At 68.4% G+C, this 15,838-nt stretch carries 15 protein-coding genes; 7 read left to right on the top strand and 8 right to left on the bottom strand.

Annotated elements, in window-relative coordinates:
• From ACIQLK_RS12255 to ACIQLK_RS12235, 5 genes are all read left to right on the top strand, one after another.
• The gene (locus ACIQLK_RS12255) at positions 1–1,587 is read left to right on the top strand and encodes a PTS mannitol transporter subunit IICB (RefSeq protein ID WP_400365075.1); all 1,587 of its coding nucleotides are present in this window, start codon (positions 1–3) and stop codon (positions 1,585–1,587) included.
• Between the two features lie 79 nt (positions 1,588–1,666).
• Entirely contained in the window at positions 1,667–2,107 is a 441-nt protein-coding gene (locus ACIQLK_RS12250; protein ID WP_091356022.1) for a PTS sugar transporter subunit IIA, read from the top strand.
• Positions 2,104–3,267 (top strand): mannitol-1-phosphate 5-dehydrogenase, encoded by a 1,164-nt coding sequence (locus ACIQLK_RS12245; RefSeq protein WP_400365074.1) that lies wholly within the window; start codon positions 2,104–2,106, stop codon positions 3,265–3,267. The genes ACIQLK_RS12250 and ACIQLK_RS12245 overlap by 4 nt, the downstream gene beginning before the upstream one ends.
• Complete coding sequence (locus ACIQLK_RS12240) at positions 3,264–4,022, top strand: alpha/beta hydrolase (RefSeq protein WP_400365073.1); 759 nt, start codon at positions 3,264–3,266, stop codon at positions 4,020–4,022. Before ACIQLK_RS12245 ends, ACIQLK_RS12240 begins: the two co-directional genes overlap by 4 nt.
• 329 nt (positions 4,023–4,351) lie before the next feature.
• On the top strand, positions 4,352–5,167 hold the full coding sequence (locus ACIQLK_RS12235) for an endonuclease domain-containing protein (protein ID WP_400365072.1): 816 nt from the start codon (positions 4,352–4,354) through the stop codon (positions 5,165–5,167).
• A gap of 103 nt (positions 5,168–5,270) precedes the next feature.
• On the opposite strand, the gene ACIQLK_RS12230 is transcribed toward ACIQLK_RS12235, so the two are convergent.
• From ACIQLK_RS12230 to ACIQLK_RS12195, 8 genes are all read right to left on the bottom strand, one after another.
• Complete coding sequence (locus ACIQLK_RS12230) at positions 5,271–6,386, bottom strand: adenosine deaminase (protein ID WP_400365071.1); 1,116 nt, start codon at positions 6,384–6,386, stop codon at positions 5,271–5,273.
• Between the two features lie 22 nt (positions 6,387–6,408).
• Complete coding sequence (locus ACIQLK_RS12225; RefSeq protein ID WP_400365070.1) at positions 6,409–7,701, bottom strand: thymidine phosphorylase; 1,293 nt, start codon at positions 7,699–7,701, stop codon at positions 6,409–6,411.
• Positions 7,698–8,123, bottom strand: coding sequence for a cytidine deaminase (locus tag ACIQLK_RS12220; protein ID WP_081626489.1), 426 nt, complete (start codon positions 8,121–8,123; stop codon positions 7,698–7,700). Before ACIQLK_RS12220 ends, ACIQLK_RS12225 begins: the two co-directional genes overlap by 4 nt.
• Before the next feature lie 23 nt (positions 8,124–8,146).
• On the bottom strand, positions 8,147–9,433 hold the full coding sequence (locus ACIQLK_RS12215; RefSeq protein WP_400365069.1) for an ABC transporter permease: 1,287 nt from the start codon (positions 9,431–9,433) through the stop codon (positions 8,147–8,149).
• Positions 9,430–10,740 carry an ABC transporter permease gene (locus tag ACIQLK_RS12210; RefSeq protein WP_400365068.1) on the bottom strand — a complete coding sequence of 437 codons (1,311 nt, stop codon included), beginning with the start codon at positions 10,738–10,740 and terminating at the stop codon, positions 9,430–9,432. The genes ACIQLK_RS12215 and ACIQLK_RS12210 overlap by 4 nt, the downstream gene beginning before the upstream one ends.
• A complete protein-coding gene (locus ACIQLK_RS12205; protein ID WP_400365067.1) occupies positions 10,737–12,251 on the bottom strand; it encodes an ABC transporter ATP-binding protein in 1,515 nt (504 codons plus the stop codon). Before ACIQLK_RS12205 ends, ACIQLK_RS12210 begins: the two co-directional genes overlap by 4 nt.
• 111 nt (positions 12,252–12,362) lie before the next feature.
• Positions 12,363–13,487, bottom strand: coding sequence for a BMP family protein (locus ACIQLK_RS12200; RefSeq protein ID WP_400365066.1), 1,125 nt, complete (start codon positions 13,485–13,487; stop codon positions 12,363–12,365).
• Positions 13,488–13,650: 163 nt separating this feature from the next.
• A complete protein-coding gene (locus ACIQLK_RS12195) occupies positions 13,651–14,763 on the bottom strand; it encodes a mannose-1-phosphate guanylyltransferase (RefSeq protein ID WP_400365065.1) in 1,113 nt (370 codons plus the stop codon).
• 163 nt (positions 14,764–14,926) lie between these two features.
• Here ACIQLK_RS12195 and sdhC point away from each other — a divergent pair, with 163 nt between their 5' ends.
• Together sdhC and ACIQLK_RS12185 are read left to right on the top strand one after the other, a co-directional pair.
• Positions 14,927–15,361, top strand: a complete 435-nt coding sequence (sdhC, locus tag ACIQLK_RS12190) for a succinate dehydrogenase, cytochrome b556 subunit (RefSeq protein ID WP_018188784.1) — start codon at positions 14,927–14,929, stop codon at positions 15,359–15,361.
• On the top strand, positions 15,361–15,822 hold the full coding sequence (locus ACIQLK_RS12185) for a succinate dehydrogenase hydrophobic membrane anchor subunit (protein WP_400365064.1): 462 nt from the start codon (positions 15,361–15,363) through the stop codon (positions 15,820–15,822). The genes sdhC and ACIQLK_RS12185 overlap by 1 nt, the downstream gene beginning before the upstream one ends.
• The last annotated feature ends 16 nt before the right edge of the window (positions 15,823–15,838 follow it).

Below are 15,838 nucleotides of genomic sequence, written 5' to 3'. Positions count from 1 at the left end.
ATGACAACGACGTCTCCGGCACAGACCCGGGGAGGAGCACGCGTCGCCGTTCAGCGATTCGGCACGTTCCTCTCGGGCATGATCATGCCGAACATCCCCGCGCTCATCGCGTGGGGCATCATCACCGCCTTTTTCATTCCCGTGGGCTGGACGCCCAACGCGGACCTGGCGACGCTCGTGGACCCGTTCATCCACTACCTGCTGCCGCTGATCATCGCCTACACGGGCGGCTACATGATCTACCGGCAGCGCGGCGGTGTCGTCGGCGCCATCGCGACGATGGGCGCCATCGCCGGCTCCGACCTCATCATCAACAACTTCAACGCCGCGCTCCTGGCTGCGAACCCGGATGCGTCCGAGCTCGGCAAGGTGCACATGTTCATCGGTGCGATGATCCTCGGCCCGCTCGCCGCCTGGACCATGAAGAAGCTCGACTCGCTTTGGGAGGGCAAGATCCGGGCGGGCTTCGAGATGCTCGTGAACATGTTCTCAGCGGGCATCTGGGGCTTCATCATGGCCGTCATCGGGTTCTACCCCGTCGCCTGGCTCGTCAACGGCATCATGACGGTTCTGTCGAACGCGGTGAACTTCCTCGTCGACACGAACCTGCTGCCCCTGACCAGCATCATCATCGAGCCCGCCAAGGTCTTCTTCCTGAACAACGCCATCAACCACGGCGTGCTCACCCCGCTCGGAATCTCCGAGTCGGCTGAGCAGGGCAAGTCGATCCTGTTCCTGCTCGAGGCGAACCCCGGCCCCGGTCTCGGCCTGCTTCTCGCGTTCACGTTCTTCGGCATCGGTGCGGCTCGCGCATCGGCTCCGGGCGCCGCGGTGATCCAGTTCCTCGGCGGCATCCACGAGGTCTACTTCCCGTACGCGCTCATGAAGCCGGTTCTCATCGTCGCGCTCATCGCGGGCGGCATGACGGGCGTGACGACGAACATGCTGCTCGGTGCGGGCCTGCGCGCACCTGCGGCTCCAGGCAGCATCATCGCTGTGCTGGCCCAGACCGCGAGCGACAGTTACGTCGGCGTCATCCTCTCGGTGATCCTGTCGGCTGCGGTGACGTTCATCGTCGCCTCGATCATCCTGCGCGCTTCGCGCAAGCGCGATCTGGCTGCCGCCGAGCTCGGCACTGATTCCTTCGCCGCCGCGGTCTCGCAGACCGAGGCCAACAAGGGCAAGAAGTCCGACGCCCTCTCGGGCCTGCGCGGTTCAGCCACGGCTCCCGCCGCGACGACGGACGCAGCAGCCGCGGCATCCGCCCCGGCCGAGACCGCCGTCGCCGAGCGCGAGATCACCAACGTCGTGTTCGCCTGCGACGCCGGCATGGGCTCGTCCGCGATGGGCGCGAGCGTCCTCCGCAACAAGTTCAAGAAGGCGGGCGTCGAGGGCGTCACGGTCACCAACAAGGCGATCGCGAACCTCGACCCGTCGGCCGACCTGGTCATCACCCAGCAGCAGCTGACCGACCGCGCGCGCGGAGTCACCCCCGACTCGGTGCACGTCTCGGTCGACAACTTCATGAACTCGCCGAAGTACGACGAGGTCGTCGAGATGGTGCGTCGCCAGCGCGGCGACGCCTGATGCACAGCGCTGCGGGGTCGGGAACAATGGTCCCGACCCCGCAGCATCCTTTTTTCCACCCCCTCAGAAGGAGAACGTCATGGCTCGCGAAGTCCTCACCCTCGGCCAGATCCGCATCCACTCCGGCTCCGTCAGCCAGGAACAGGCCATGAAGGAGGCCGCCGACATCCTCGAGGCCGCCGGCGCCGTCACGAGCGCCTACTTCGACGCGATGCAGCAGCGCGAGGTCGCCGTCTCGACCTACATGGGCAACGAGCTCGCGATCCCCCACGGCACCAACGAGACGAAAGAGGCCATCCTCGACTCCGCACTCTCCTTCGTCCGCTACGACGGCGGCGTGGACTGGGGCGGCGAGCACGTCTCATTCGTCGTCGGCATCGCCGGCAAGGGTGACGAGCACCTCGAGATCCTGTCTCAGATCGCACTCCTCTTCTCCGAAGACGACGAGGTCGCGAAGCTCAAGGCCGCGCAGACGCCCGAGGAGCTCTACCAGCTGCTCGCGACGGTGAACAACGCATGAAGGCCGTCCACTTCGGCGCCGGCAACATCGGGCGCGGCTTCGTCGGACTGCTCCTTCACGAGGGAGGGTACGAGCTCGTCTTCTCCGACGTCGCTCCGACCCTCGTCGAGACCATCAACGCGGCGTCCGAGTACACCGTCCACGAGGTCGGACCGGGCGGCGGCGACAAGACCGTCACCGGTTTCCGCGCGTTGAACAGCCAGGCCGACCCGGATGCCGTCGCCGACGAGGTCGCTTCGGCCGACGTCGTGACGACCGCGGTCGGGCCCAACATCCTGCCGTTCGTCGCGCCGCACATCCTCGAGGGCCTCGCGCGGCGCGCCGCCGACGCGAAGCCGCTGCAGGTCATGGCGTGCGAGAACGCGATCGGCGCCACCGACACCCTTCGCGGCGAGATCGAGAAGCTCGCGGGCGACGCCTGGGGCGACCTCTCGACCCGCGCCGTGTTCGCCAACACCGCCGTCGACCGCATCGTTCCCGGTCAGCCCGAAGGCGCCGGTGTCGACGTGACGGTCGAGCCGTTCTTCGAGTGGGCGATCGAGCGCGGGCCGTTCGGCGACGATCTGCCCAGCATCCCCGGGGCCCACTTCGTCGACGACCTCGCCCCCTACATCGAGCGGAAGCTGTTCACGGTCAACACCGGCCACGCCGCGACCGCCTACTTCGGTGCCGCGGCGGGAATCACCCGGATCTCGGACGCACTGGCGGACCCTGGCATCCGGAGCAAGGTCGAGCAGGCCCTCGAGGAGACGTCCGCGTTCCTCGCCGCCGCGCACGGGCTCGACCCGACCGAGCTCGCCGAGTACCGTGCGACGATCCTCGAACGGTTCTCGAACGACGCGCTTCCCGACACCGTGCAGCGCGTCGGCCGTCAGCCGCTGCGCAAGCTCTCGCGTCACGAGCGCTTCGTCGGCCCCGCATCCGCCGCCGCCGAGCGCGGTCTCGGAGTGGACGGCCTCATCGCAGCGATCGCTGCGGCGCTGCGCTTCGAGGACGCCGCCGACCCGCAGGCCGTCGAACTGCAGGAACGCATCCGCACCGAGGATGCCGCGGCTTTCACGGCATCCGTCACCGGTCTCGAGCCGGCCCACCCCCTGTTCGGGCGCGTGCAGGAGCAGGTCCTCCAGCGGCAGACCGAGCTCGGCGTCTACAGCGCGTGAGCGCGTCGACGCGGCCCCGCTCCCGGGCACGGCGCGTCGTCTCGATCGTGCTGCTGTCCGTGGCGGGGCTGCTCGTCGCCGGCGTCCTCGGCATCGTGATCTGGAGCCAGGTCGGTGTGATGGATGCCGAGGCGGGCCCACTCGCGTCGGTGCGCGATGACGATCGCATCACCGTGTCCGACGTCGGCGGCAATGTCGTGATGTCGCCCGCGTCCGATGAAAGCACCGTCGGGCTCGTCTTCATCCCCGGCGCGAAGGTAGAGGCCGAGGCGTACGAGGCGAAGCTGTCGGGACTGGTCGCGGAGGACGGGATGACCGTCGTCATCACGCGCCCCTGGCTGAATCTCGCCTTCTTCGACCCGCGGCCGCTGTCGACGTTCACCGATGCCGCGCCCGGCGTGGACACCTGGCTCGTCGGCGGCCACTCCCTCGGCGGTGTGCGGGCGTGCCAGCTCGCTCCGGACGCCGACGGTCTCGTCCTGTTCGGCTCGTACTGCGCGAACGACCTCTCCGAGTCCGGCCTGCCGGCGCTCAGTATCTCGGGATCGGAGGACGGCCTGTCGACCCCCGAGAAGATCCAGGCGGCCCGCGACATGCTGCCTGCCGACGCCGAGTTCGTCGAGGTCCCCGGCGCCGCGCACGCCTCGTTCGGCGACTACGGCCGCCAAGCCGGCGACGGCACCCCCACGATCGACGACGCCGACATGACGGCCGACATCACGGCATCCGTCACGGACCTGCTCGCACGCCTCTGACCTGCGCTACGAGGTCCCGCGACCACAGCCGCGGAGAATCGCTCACCTCCGACTCTCGCCGCCACCTTCCCCCTCGCGTACTGGCCGCAACCGCGGAGGAATCCGCGCCCGCCCACACCATCGCGGCTGATAAGGGCCACTGGGCCACAAAACTCCTCGGACAGCGCCGCACTGCGAATTTCGCGGCAAGGGATGTCATCTGGCGCAGCTACAGAACTCCGCGCACAGTGCCGGCGCCGGTTCCTCCCCGGGCGCGGGATCGACCCACTGCTCCCCACGTCGGCTGCCCAACCGACCGGACCCGCGCGGAAAACGCCATCGTGAGTCGCATGTCCACGCCCACTTACCCCGCTCATGCCTTCTCGCGACGTCAGCTCCGCGACGCCGGAATGCGACGCCGCGACATCGACCGTGCCCTGGCATCCGAGCGACTCGTGCGTGTGCGTCGGGACCGTTACCTCCCGGGAGACGCTCATCCCGACCTCATCCGTGCGGCCCGATCGGGTGACCGTCTGGACTGCGTCTCGCTCCTGCGAACGCTCGGGGTGTACGTCCTCTCAGACGCACGATTGCACGTCCAGGTGACGCCGCACCGCAGCAGCCTGCTGCCGGCTGAGTCTGACGTTGTCCGGCATTGGCGGCCCGCTTCGCTGCCCTCGAGCGCGACAGCAGTGGACATCGTCAGCGCGATCGTCGCGGCCGTCCGCTGCCAGGAACCGCGCGCCGCCGTCGCCTCCCTGGACAGCGCCTGGCATCTGGGACACATCGACGAGGTCTCGATCGCGGAAATCTTCCGGCGGCTCCCGCGTCGCCACCGCGGTCTTCGTGCCCTCATCGACAGGTCAGCCGAGTCCGGGCCCGAGACCCTCATGCGACTGATCCTCCGTTCACTCGGTTGCGCCTTCGAGACACAGGTGTGGATCGCGACGGTCGGTCGGGTGGACTTCGTCGTGGAGGGCTGGCTGATCATCGAGTGCGACAGCCGCGCCCACCATGAGGGATGGGAGGCGCAGAAACGCGACCGGCGGCGAGACCTTGCGGCCGCTGCGCTCGGCTACGCCACGGTCCGCCCGCTCGCGGAGGACATTCAGTACCACCGCGACCAGGTCCGTACAGCGATCGGATGCGCGCTCGAGCGGCACTGACCGCGGAGAATCCGACGTCAGTGCCGCTCGTGTCGCACCGGCTCGTCAGCCGGGCCCGGAAAGTCCGCGGACCTTGCCGCTCAGAAAGGGCCTCGAGGGCCCGTCAGGCCGAGAACCCCTCGCCGATGAGCTCGATGAGCTCCTCGCGCTCCTCGATCGTGAGGAAGGCCGCCGCGGCGGCGTTGAGCTGGAACGCCTCGAGGTCGTCGAGGGTGTACTCGAACGCGTCGGCGAGGAGCTTGAGCTCCCGCGTCAGCGACGTGCGGCTCATGGTCCGGTTGTCGACGTTCACGGTGACCGCGAAGCCGAGCTGGTAGAGCAGGTCGAACGGGTGATCCTCGAGCTGCGTCCCCCATGCGGCGATCGCACCGGTCTGCAGGTTCGAGGACGGCGACAGCTCCAGCGGGATCTCGCGGTCGCGTACCCATCGGGCCAGGTCGCCGAAGCGCACCTGCACCTCTTCGCCCTTCTGCTCGACGACGTCGAGGTCCTCGGCGATGCGGACGCCGTGCCCCAGGCGCAGCGCACGTCCGTCGATCAGCGCGGAGCGGATCGAGTCCAGGCCCGCGGCCTCACCGGCGTGGACCGTGGCCGGGAAGAAGGCCGAAGCCAGGTAGTCGAACGCCGGGCGCAGGTTCGACGGCGGGAATCCGGCCTCGGGGCCCGCGATGTCGAAGCCGACCGCGCCCCGTCCGCGATGGCGGACGGCGAGCTCGGCGATCTCGAGGGACCGGTCGGTCTGGCGCATCGCGCTGATGAGCTGACCGACACGGATGTCGCGGCCCGATGCCTCGACGGCGTCCTCGCCCTCCTCGATGCCTTCCTGCACGGCTTCCACGACCTCGTCGAGGCTCAATCCGCCGCCCAGGTGCTGCTCAGGAGCCCACCGGACCTCGCCGTAGATGACGCCGTCGGCCGCGAGGTCCTCGACGAACTCCTTCGCCACCCGTCGCAACCCGTCGCGGGTCTGCATGACGGCGATCGCGAGGTCGAAGGTCTTCAGGTACTCGACGAGCGACCCCGAGTCCGACTGATCCTCGAACCAGTCGGCGAGGTCGTCGGCCGCCGTCTCGGGGACCTCGACACCCGCCTCGTCGGCGAGCTCGATGATCGTCTGCGGACGCAACGCGCCGTCGAGGTGGTCGTGCAGCGACACCTTCGGGAGGGAGCGGATCGAGACGCCCTCGAGCTTCGCGTCACCGTGCTGATCGATGGCCATTGTGCAGTCCTGTCGTGAGGGTTCAGGCGGTGATGCGCTCGAGGACGAGCGGGGTGGATGCCGGGGCTTCCGCACCGATCTCCCAGGCGCCCTCGAGCGCCTCGGCGGCCCGCGCGAAACGCTTCTCATCCTCGGCGAGGAGGGTGAACAGCGGCTGTCCGGCGGTCACGGTGTCGCCCGGCTTGACATGCAGGTCGATGCCGGCGGCATGGATGACGGGGTCCTGTGCGCGGGCGCGTCCGGCGCCCAGGCGCCACGCAGCGATCCCGAACGGGAGGGCCTCGAGCCGGGTCACGACGCCGGACTCCGTCGCGGTGACGGTGTGCGTCTCGCGCGCCGTCGGAAGGGCGGCATCCGGGTCGCCGTCCTGCGCCCGGATCATCCGACGCCACGAGTCCATGGCGCGGCCGTCCTTGAGCGCCGCCTCCACGTCGGCGTCGGGCTGCCCGGCGAGGGCGAGCATCTCGCGAGCGAGGGCCACGGTCAGTTCGACGATGTCGGCGGGCCCGCCGCCGGCGAGGACCTCGACGGACTCGCGGACCTCGTTGGCGTTGCCGATCGCGAGCCCGAGAGGCGTGTTCATGTCGGTCAGCAGCGCCGTCGTCGCGACGCCTGAATCGGTGCCGAGGGCGACCATCGTGCGGGCGAGCTCACGGGCCTTGTCGACGTCCTGCATGAACGCGCCGGAGCCGAACTTCACGTCGAGGACGAGCGAGTCGGTGCCCTCGGCGATCTTCTTCGACATGATGCTCGACGCGATGAGCGGGATCGCCTCGACCGTCCCGGTGACGTCGCGGAGCGCGTAGAGCCGCTTGTCGGCGGGAGCCAGGCCGGAGCCCGCGGCGCAGATGACGGCGCCGACGCCCTGCATCTGCGCGATCATCTCGTCGTTGCTGAGCGCCGCACGCCAGCCGGGGATGGCCTCGAGCTTGTCGAGCGTTCCGCCGGTGTGGCCGAGGCCGCGGCCCGAGAGCTGCGGCACGGCGACGCCGAACGAGGCGACGAGCGGCGCGAGCGGCAGGGTGATCTTGTCGCCCACACCGCCGGTGGAGTGCTTGTCGACGGTCGGCTTGCCGAGACCGGCGAAGCTCATCCGCTCCCCCGACGCGATCATCGCATCGGTCATGACGCGGATCTCGTCGCGGCTCATCCCGTTGAGGAGGACGGCCATGGCGAACGCGGCCATCTGCGAATCGGCGACGTACTCCCGCGTGTAGGCGTCGATCATCCAGCGGAGCGCGTCCTCGGGGACGGCACCGCCGTCGCGCTTGGTGCGGATGACGTCGACCGCGTCGAACGCCTCGACCGCGCTCATCGGGCAGCCTCCAGGTCGCGGGGACCGAAGGCGTCCGGCAGGACCTCGTCGATCGTTCGGATGCCCGAGACCGTCTCGAGCAGCATCCCGGGGATCGCGAACTCGTTGAGCAGCTGTCGGCAACGTCCGCACGGCATGATCGTCTCGCCGTCGTTGTTGACGCAGACGAACGCGACGAGCTCGCCGCCGCCGGTCATGTGGAGGTTCCCGACCAGGCCGCACTCAGCGCACAGTCCGACGCCGTAGGACGCGTTCTCGACATTGCAGCCGGTCACGATCCGCCCGTCGCTCACAAGCGCCGCGGCGCCCACTCGGTAACGGGAGTACGGCGCGTACGCCTTCTCCATGGCCTCGACGGCTGCGGAGCGCAGCTCGTCCCAATCGATGTCGGTCACGACTTCTTCCTCTGTAGATGAGCGGATGCCGCGGGTCGCGGCATCCCGTGTCAGCCCTTGATGTAGGGCTTGCCCGCTGCCGCGGGTCCGCGGATCTGCCCGGCGAACCCGGCGACCGCGAGGATCGTCACGACGTACGGCAGCATCAGCATGAATTCGCTGGGGATCGGGGTGTCCAGCACGGTGAGCTGGTTCTGCAGGTTCGTCGCGAACCCGAACAGGAGCGCGGCCAGCGTCGCGCGGATCGGGTCCCACCGGCCGAAGATGACTGCAGCGAGGGCGATGAAGCCGAGTCCGGCGGTCATCTCCTTGCCGAACTGCGGCACCGAGACGAGTGTGAAGTAGGCGCCGCCGATGCCGGCGATCGCACCCGCGAGCGAGACGTTCCAGAACCGCGTCGTGTTGACCTTGATGCCCACGGTGTCCGCCGCCTGGGGGTGCTCACCGACGGCGCGCAGGCGCAGACCCCACCGTGTGCGGTAAAGGCTCCACGACACGACGGCGACCGTGACGTACATGAGGTACACGATGAAGGTCTGGTTGAACAGGACCGGACCGATGATCGGGATCTCGCTCAGGAGCGGGATCTCGATGCGACCGAAGCGCTCCGGACGGTTCAAGGTGTCCTCGTTGGGGACCAGCAGCGCTCCGTAGAGGAAGCCGGTCAGACCGGTCACGAGGACGTTCAGGACGACGCCGACGATCACCTGGTCGACGAGGTACTTGATCGCGAACGCAGCGAGGACGAACGACACCAGGACGCCGCCGACCATCGCGCCGATCAGGCCGACGAACGGGCTGCCCGTGATGCTCGACAGGAGCGCGGCGGAGAACGCACCGAGCAGCAGCTGGCCCTCGATGGCGACGTTGACCACGCCGACGCGTTCACCGATGACACCGCCGAGCGCTCCGAACACCAGTGGGACGGACAGCGAGACCGCGCCGAAGAGCAGGCTCGTCACGGGGAAGACGCCCCCGGCGGCGGCCCACACGATGAAGGCGACGACGGCGACGACGGCGAAGACCGTGGTCAGCCACAGGGGCGTCCGACGGTAGTTCCACGCGTTCCACGCGGCAAGTGCCGTGAGGAGGACGAGGACGACGACCATCACCCAGCTCGTCGGGCCGGTCGGCACCTCGATGTTCGGGACGGCGATGGACGACGTCGCGTCGCCGAGGCGGAACGTCGTGACGACCCCTCGGGGGACGAGGACGAACAGCAGTGCCATCAGGAAGACGACGACGGCGAAGACGATCGGCACCTTGATGTGACGCGCCTTGACGACGGTCAGCTGAATGGTGCCGTCGGATTCGACTGCGGGAGCCGGAGCGCTCATGCCGCCACCGCCTTCTTCGCGGCCTTGGCTCGCGCCTTGTCCGCCTTCTCGATCTCGGTCTTGGGGAGGAAGAACACCGCACGCAGCAGAGGCGGCGCCGCGATGAACAGCACGACGAGCGACTGGACGACGAGCACGATGTCGACCGGGATCCCCTGCGCCTGCATCGAGAACGACCCCGCCTTGAGTGCGCCGAACAGGATGCCGGCGGCGAAGGTCCCCCACGCGCGGCTCCGGCCGAGAAGGGCGACGGTGATCGCGTCGAAGCCGATGCCGGCGTCGATGGTCGCCGCGAAGCCGGTCGTGACGTTGCCCTGGATCTGGTTCATGGCGGCGAGTCCGGCGAGACCGCCGGCGAAGACCATGGCGTAGATGTAGATGCGCTCGACGTTGATGCCGCCCGCGCGCGCGGCATGCGGGTTCTCGCCGACGGCGCGCATACGCAGACCGAGGCTGGAGCGCTCGATGAGCCACCAGACGAAGACGGTCGCCAGCACGACGATGACGAAGCCCCAGTCCAGCTGCGGGAACGTCGGGCCGAGGAGGTCCGGGAACTGCGCCGTCACGGGTGTCGGCTGCGACTGCGGCTGGTTGCTGCCCTCGGCCTGCAGGAGACCCGGGGTGCGCAGCATCCACAGCAGCAGGTAGTACGCCACGTAGTTGAGCATGATCGTGAGGATCACCTCGTGCGCACCGGTGCGCGCCTTCAGCAGACCGACGAGACCGCCCCAGATCGCGCCGCCCAGGATGCCGGCGAGCAGCGTGAGGGGCAGGTGCACGAGCAGCGGCAGGTCGAGGTTGAATGCGAAGAAGCCCGCGAAGAGGGCGCCGACCAGCATCTGACCGCGCGCACCGATGTTGAACAGGCCGACGCGGAACGCCAGCGCGACGCCGAGACCGGCGGCGATCAGGGGCGCGGCGAATCCGAGCGTGTTGGTCAGCGGGCGGATCTGCGCGGAGAAGTCGCCGACGCGCGGGTTGAACACGGCGCCGCGGAAGAGCGCTTCGTATCCGGTGTAGATGGCGTTCCAGGCAGCGACGAGCGTGTCGGTGGGGCGCGCGAAGAAGTAGCCGCTCGTACGCTGAACCTCGTCGTTGGTGACCGCGATGAGCACACCGCCGACGATCATGGCGAGCACGAAGGCGAGGATCGTCGTGACGGCGCTGCCGCGCATCAGTTCGCGGAAGAAGACGTCGGTACGCGACGTCTGTGTCGGTTCCTTCTCCCCCGTCAGCGGGCCGCTCGCGGCGGGCAGCTGTTCAGCGGGATGCGCCGCGTCGGCGGCGCCGGGCGTCGTGCCGCTCATGCAGCCACCTCCGGGTCGGTTGCGCCGGCCATCATGAGGCCGAGGGTTTCGCGGGGGGTGTCACCGGGGACGATTCCCACGATGCGGCCGCGGTACATGACAGCGATGCGGTCGGCGAGAGCGGTGACCTCGTCGAGCTCCGTCGACACGACGATCACGGGGATGCCCGCGTCGCGGGTCTCGACGATGCGCTTGTGGATGAACTCGATGGATCCGACGTCGACGCCGCGTGTCGGCTGAGCAGCGACGAAGAGCTTCAGGTCGCGGCTCATCTCGCGGGCGATGACGACCTTCTGCTGGTTTCCACCGGACAGCGTGCCCGCGGGGGTTTCGGGACCCCTCGTGCGGATGTCGTACTCCTCGATCCGCGCACGCGCGAACGCGTCGAGTTCAGCGCGGCGGATGGTGCCCCCGCGCGAGAACGCGGGATCGGTGGTGCGGTCGAGGATGAGGTTCTCGGCAACCGAGAAGCCGCCGACGAGCCCGTCCTCCTTGCGGTCCTCGGGGACGAAGCCGACACCGGCGTCCAGGATGCTGCGGACGCTCTTGCCCACGAGCTCGGTGCCGTCGAGGCTGATGGAACCCTCGGTGCGGGCGGCGAGGCCGACGATCGCCTCGACGAGCTCGGTCTGGCCGTTGCCCTGCACACCGGCGACGGCGAGGATCTCGCCGGGGCGCACATCGAACGACACCTCGTCGACGACGATGGCACCGCCCGGGGTGAGGACGCGGAGGTCACGCACCTCGAGGCCGCCGGAGCTCGGCTTCGCCGGCTCCTTCTGGACGGTCAGCTCGACGGCACGGCCCACCATGAGGGAAGCGAGCTCCGCGTTGGTCGCCGTCGGTGACGCGGTGCCGACGATCTTGCCGAGGCGCACGACGGTGATGCGGTCGGCGACCTCGCGCACCTCGCGGAGCTTGTGGGTGATGAAGACGATGGAGGTCCCCTCGTCTCGCAGCTGTCGCATGATCCCCATGAGCTCGTCCGTCTCCTGCGGCGTGAGGACTGCGGTGGGCTCGTCGAAGACGAGGACCTTCGCATCACGGGAGAGCGCCTTGATGATCTCGACGCGCTGCTGGACGCCGACGGGGAGATCGCCGACGAGAGCATCGGGATCGATCTGGAAGCCGAACCGATCGGCGACGGCACGCACGTGCGCGCGGGCCTGCGCGAGGTCGAGCTTGCCGAGGCCGGTCGTCTTCTCGTGGCCGAGCATGACGTTCTCGGCGACGGTGAAGACGGGGATGAGCATGAAGTGCTGGTGCACCATGCCGATGCCGGCCGCCATCGCGTCGCCGGGACCCCGGAAGTTCTGGACGGCGTCGTCCAGGAGGATCTGTCCCTCATCGGCACGGTAGAGGCCGTAGAGGACGTTCATGAGAGTGGATTTGCCGGCGCCGTTCTCGCCGAGGAGAGCGTGGATCTCCCCCGGCTCGACCACGAGGTCGATGTGATCGTTGGCGACGAGGCTGCCGAATCTTTTCGTGATTCCGCGGAGCTCGAGCTTCATACGAGAACCCTAACCGGCGGGTGTCTGGAAGTACCCGCCATAAAACATTGTGCGAACGTCACTCGGGGCGGGCAGCTTCGCGCTGCCCGCCCCGAATGGATGTCGTTCAGATCACGGCGAGTTCTTGGACTCCACCGTGATGTCGCCGGAGATGATCGACTTCTGGAGCGCAGCGAGCTCGTCGGTCAGACCGGCGGGCAGCTTCGACTCGAAGTCGTGGAAGCTCGAAAGCTTGACGCCCTCGTTCTCCAGGGTGCCGATGTACGGCGCGGCGTCGAACTTCCCGGTCGATGCGGCGACGGTGGTGTCGTAGACGGCGACGTCGATCGCCTTCATGATCGAGACCAGCGTGATGTCGGAAACCGTCTCGTCGGCGACGGCGAGGTCGCTGTCGACACCGAGGATGAGGGTGTCGTCACCGCTGTCCTTGATCGCCGCTGCGGCACTCGTGTAGATCGGGCCACCGACGGGGAGGATGACGTCGACGCCCTGGTCGAGGACCGACTGCGCGGTCTGCTTGGCGGTGTCGTTCGCGTCGAAGCCGCCGGTGAAGGCGCCCTTCTGACCGGCGACGTCCCAGCCGAACAGCTTGACGTCGGCGCCCTTGTCCTCGTTGTACTTCTCGACACCGAGGGCGTAGCCGTCCATGAAGACAGCGACCGAGGGGATCTGAAGTCCGCCGAAGGTGCCGACCTTGTTGACGCCGGCCTCCGCGGACCACGCGGCGGCGGCATAGCCACCGAGGTAGGCAGCCTCAGCCGTGTTGAACACGAGGGGCTTGATGTTGGGGGCGTCGGTCTTGCCGTCCTGGTCGGTGTCCGCGTAGTCGTCGATGATCGCGAACTGCAGGTTCGGGTTGGCCTTGGCCGCCTCGACCGTCGCCGCGGCGAGCTTGAAGCCGACGGAGACGATGAGGGTGCAGCCCTCGGAGATCGCCGTGGTCATGTTGGGCTCGTAGTCGTTGTCGTTGGTCGACTCGAACTCGAGGGGCTTGATGCCCAGCTCGTCAGCGGCCTTGTCCATGCCGTTCTTGGCGGATTCGTTGAACGACTTGTCGTTCCAGCCGCCGGCGTCGGAGACGAGGCAAGGCTTGAAGCCGTCGACGACGTCGCCGGCACCGGCGCCTGCGGACGAGGACGGGTTGGCCTCGGGGGCGGTGCCGCAGCCGGCCAGCGCGGCGATGAGAAGCGCGGCGCCGGCGATGCCGGCGAGCTTCTTCGGGTTCGAGATGGTCAAGAGTGCCTCCACGGAAGAGAACCCGCGGACTTCGCGGGTGTGCGCAACCGAAGTTACCCACTGTGACGACGACCGGGCACCCTGATGAGCGCGTGAGGCGGAATGGTTACAAAGCCGCAACCAACCCGTCACAGGAGCGGCATCCTGCTCACCCGACATGGTGTCAGAGCACGTCGCCGCGACCCGTCACCTTCAGCGCGTCGACGACGCGCTTGACCCGCTGCGCATGCTCGGCGGTCGTCACCAGCAGAGCGTCGTCGGTGTCGACGACGACGATGTCCTTCACACCGATGATGCTGATGACCCGGCTGGTCTGCGAGACCACGATGCCGCTCGCCGCATCGGAGAGCACGCGGGCGTTCTCGCCCAGGATGGCGAGGTCGCTGCGCCCTGCCGAGTTGAGCTTCGCGAGGCTCGCGAAATCCCCCACGTCATCCCAATCGAAGTGGCCGGGCACGACGGCGAGCCGGCCCTTCTCCGCCGCGGGCTCGGCGACGACGTAGTCGATGGCGATCTTCTCGAGGGTCGGCCAGATGCGGTCGACGGCCGGTCCGCGGCGCTCGCGGTCGTCCCACGCCTCGGCGAGTTCCATCAGCCCCGCGTGCAGCGTCGGGTTGTTGGCTTCGATCTCGGCGAGCAGGACGTCCGCACGCGAGATGAACATGCCCGCGTTCCAGAGATAGGAGCGATCGGCGACGTAGGACCTGGCGGTCTCGAGGTCGGGCTTCTCGACGAAGCGCTCGACGAGCGACGCGTCCCGAGCCCCGTCGACGATCAGCTCACCGCCCCGCTTGATGTAGCCGAATCCGATCGCCGGCTCCGACGGTGCGATGCCGATCGTGCAGATGTACCCCTCGCGTGCGACCGCGACGGCGTCGCGCACAGCGAACTCGAACACGCGGGAGCCGCGGATGACGTGGTCGGCCGCGAAGGAGCCGATGACGACATCGGGATGCCGGCGGTGCAGGATCGCTGCCGCGAGACCGATCGCGGCGGCCGAGTCGCGGGGCTCCGATTCGAGGATGACGTTCTTGTCCGGGATGCCGGGGAGCTGCCCCTCGACGGCCGCCCGGTGCGCGCGACCGGTGACCACGGCGATCCGGTCGGGCCCCGTGAGCGGCTCCAGGCGGTTCCACGTGTCGCGCAGCAGGGAATGCCCTGACCCCGTCAGGTCGTGGAGGAACTTCGGCGCGTCGGCGCGGGACAGGGGCCAGAGGCGCGATCCGACCCCGCCGGCGGGGATGACCGCGTAAAAGTCCTCGATGTGATCGACCATGCCCCGAACCCTACCGGCCGATTAAGGCTCGCCTTCCTCGCCCGCCCCTCTCGAGGCCGCTTAGGATGGTCGATGCGCCCGCTTGCGACGATGGGCGACATTCCCCGGGATGCCGCGATCTCGCCGCACGCGCGCGATCCATCTCACTCAAGGGAGGACGACCGTGTCTGCACCAGCACGCGTCACGCCGTCGATCGCTGAGACCACGTCCAAGACCCCGCGCGGCACCCTGTACCGCGGCAACGAGGGCATGTGGTCGTGGGTCCTTCACCGCATCACCGGTATCGCCATCTTCTTCTTCCTGCTCGTGCACGTCCTCGACACCGCACTGATCCGGGTCTCGCCCGATGCGTACAACGCAGTCATCGGCACGTACAAGAACCCGATCATGGGCCTCGGCGAAGTCGCCCTGGTCGGAGCGATCGTCTACCACGCCTTCAACGGCCTCCGCATCATCGCGGTGGACCTCTGGCCGTGGGCCACACGGCACCAGCGTCAGCTGTGGTGGGGCGTGCTGGCCGTCTGGGCCGTCACGCTCGTCGGCTTCGCAGCTCGGCACCTTCCGAACGTCTTCTCGCACATGGGAGGCGAGCACTAATGACCGCCGACACCCTCGCCGCACCCCGCACTCCGCAGGGCAAGGCCGCCGTCCGCAAGAAGGGCCCCAACCTCGAGAAATGGGGCTGGGTCTTCATGCGCGTCTCGGGCGTGCTGCTGCTCGTTCTGATCTTCGGCCACCTCTTCGTCAACCTCATGGTCGGCAAGGGCATCTCGGCCCTGGACTTCGCCTTCGTCGCCGGCAAGTTCTCCACCCCGTTCTGGCAGTGGTGGGACGTCCTCATGCTGTGGCTGGCGTTCATCCACGGTACGAACGGCATGCGGACGATCGTCAACGACTACGTCACCAACGCGAAGGTCCGACGGGTGCTCGTCACCAGCCTCTGGGTGGTGGCCGGCTTCATGATCCTCCTCGGCACCCTCGTGGTCTTCACCTTCGACCCCTGCATCCCCAACCTCGACGGCAGCGTCCTCGCCGAGGTCTGCAAGGCACAGGGCTGAGCCGGCCCGCCCGGCA

The sequence above is a fragment of the Microbacterium sp. NPDC091382 genome (assembly GCF_044757025.1).
In the GTDB taxonomy this organism is placed as follows: domain Bacteria; phylum Actinomycetota; class Actinomycetes; order Actinomycetales; family Microbacteriaceae; genus Microbacterium.
Note: the sequence above shows the minus strand (reverse complement) of the source record. Positions and strands in the feature narration are given on the sequence as shown.

Bases quoted from the DNA above. Each gene is read 5' to 3' on its own strand.
- ACIQLK_RS12250 (WP_091356022.1), top strand. From the start codon at position 1,667: ATGGCTCGCGAAGTCCTCACCCTCGGCCAGATCCGCATCCACTCCGGC.
- ACIQLK_RS12225 (WP_400365070.1), bottom strand. From the start codon at position 7,701: ATGAGCGCGGTCGAGGCGTTCGACGCGGTCGACGTCATCCGCACCAAG.
- ACIQLK_RS12210 (WP_400365068.1), bottom strand. From the start codon at position 10,740: ATGAGCGGCACGACGCCCGGCGCCGCCGACGCGGCGCATCCCGCTGAA.
- ACIQLK_RS12205 (WP_400365067.1), bottom strand. From the start codon at position 12,251: ATGAAGCTCGAGCTCCGCGGAATCACGAAAAGATTCGGCAGCCTCGTC.
- ACIQLK_RS12255 (WP_400365075.1), top strand. From the start codon at position 1: ATGACAACGACGTCTCCGGCACAGACCCGGGGAGGAGCACGCGTCGCC.
- ACIQLK_RS12245 (WP_400365074.1), top strand. From the start codon at position 2,104: ATGAAGGCCGTCCACTTCGGCGCCGGCAACATCGGGCGCGGCTTCGTC.
- ACIQLK_RS12230 (WP_400365071.1), bottom strand. From the start codon at position 6,386: ATGGCCATCGATCAGCACGGTGACGCGAAGCTCGAGGGCGTCTCGATC.
- ACIQLK_RS12195 (WP_400365065.1), bottom strand. From the start codon at position 14,763: ATGGTCGATCACATCGAGGACTTTTACGCGGTCATCCCCGCCGGCGGG.
- ACIQLK_RS12235 (WP_400365072.1), top strand. From the start codon at position 4,352: ATGTCCACGCCCACTTACCCCGCTCATGCCTTCTCGCGACGTCAGCTC.
- ACIQLK_RS12215 (WP_400365069.1), bottom strand. From the start codon at position 9,433: ATGAGCGCTCCGGCTCCCGCAGTCGAATCCGACGGCACCATTCAGCTG.
- ACIQLK_RS12185 (WP_400365064.1), top strand. From the start codon at position 15,361: ATGACCGCCGACACCCTCGCCGCACCCCGCACTCCGCAGGGCAAGGCC.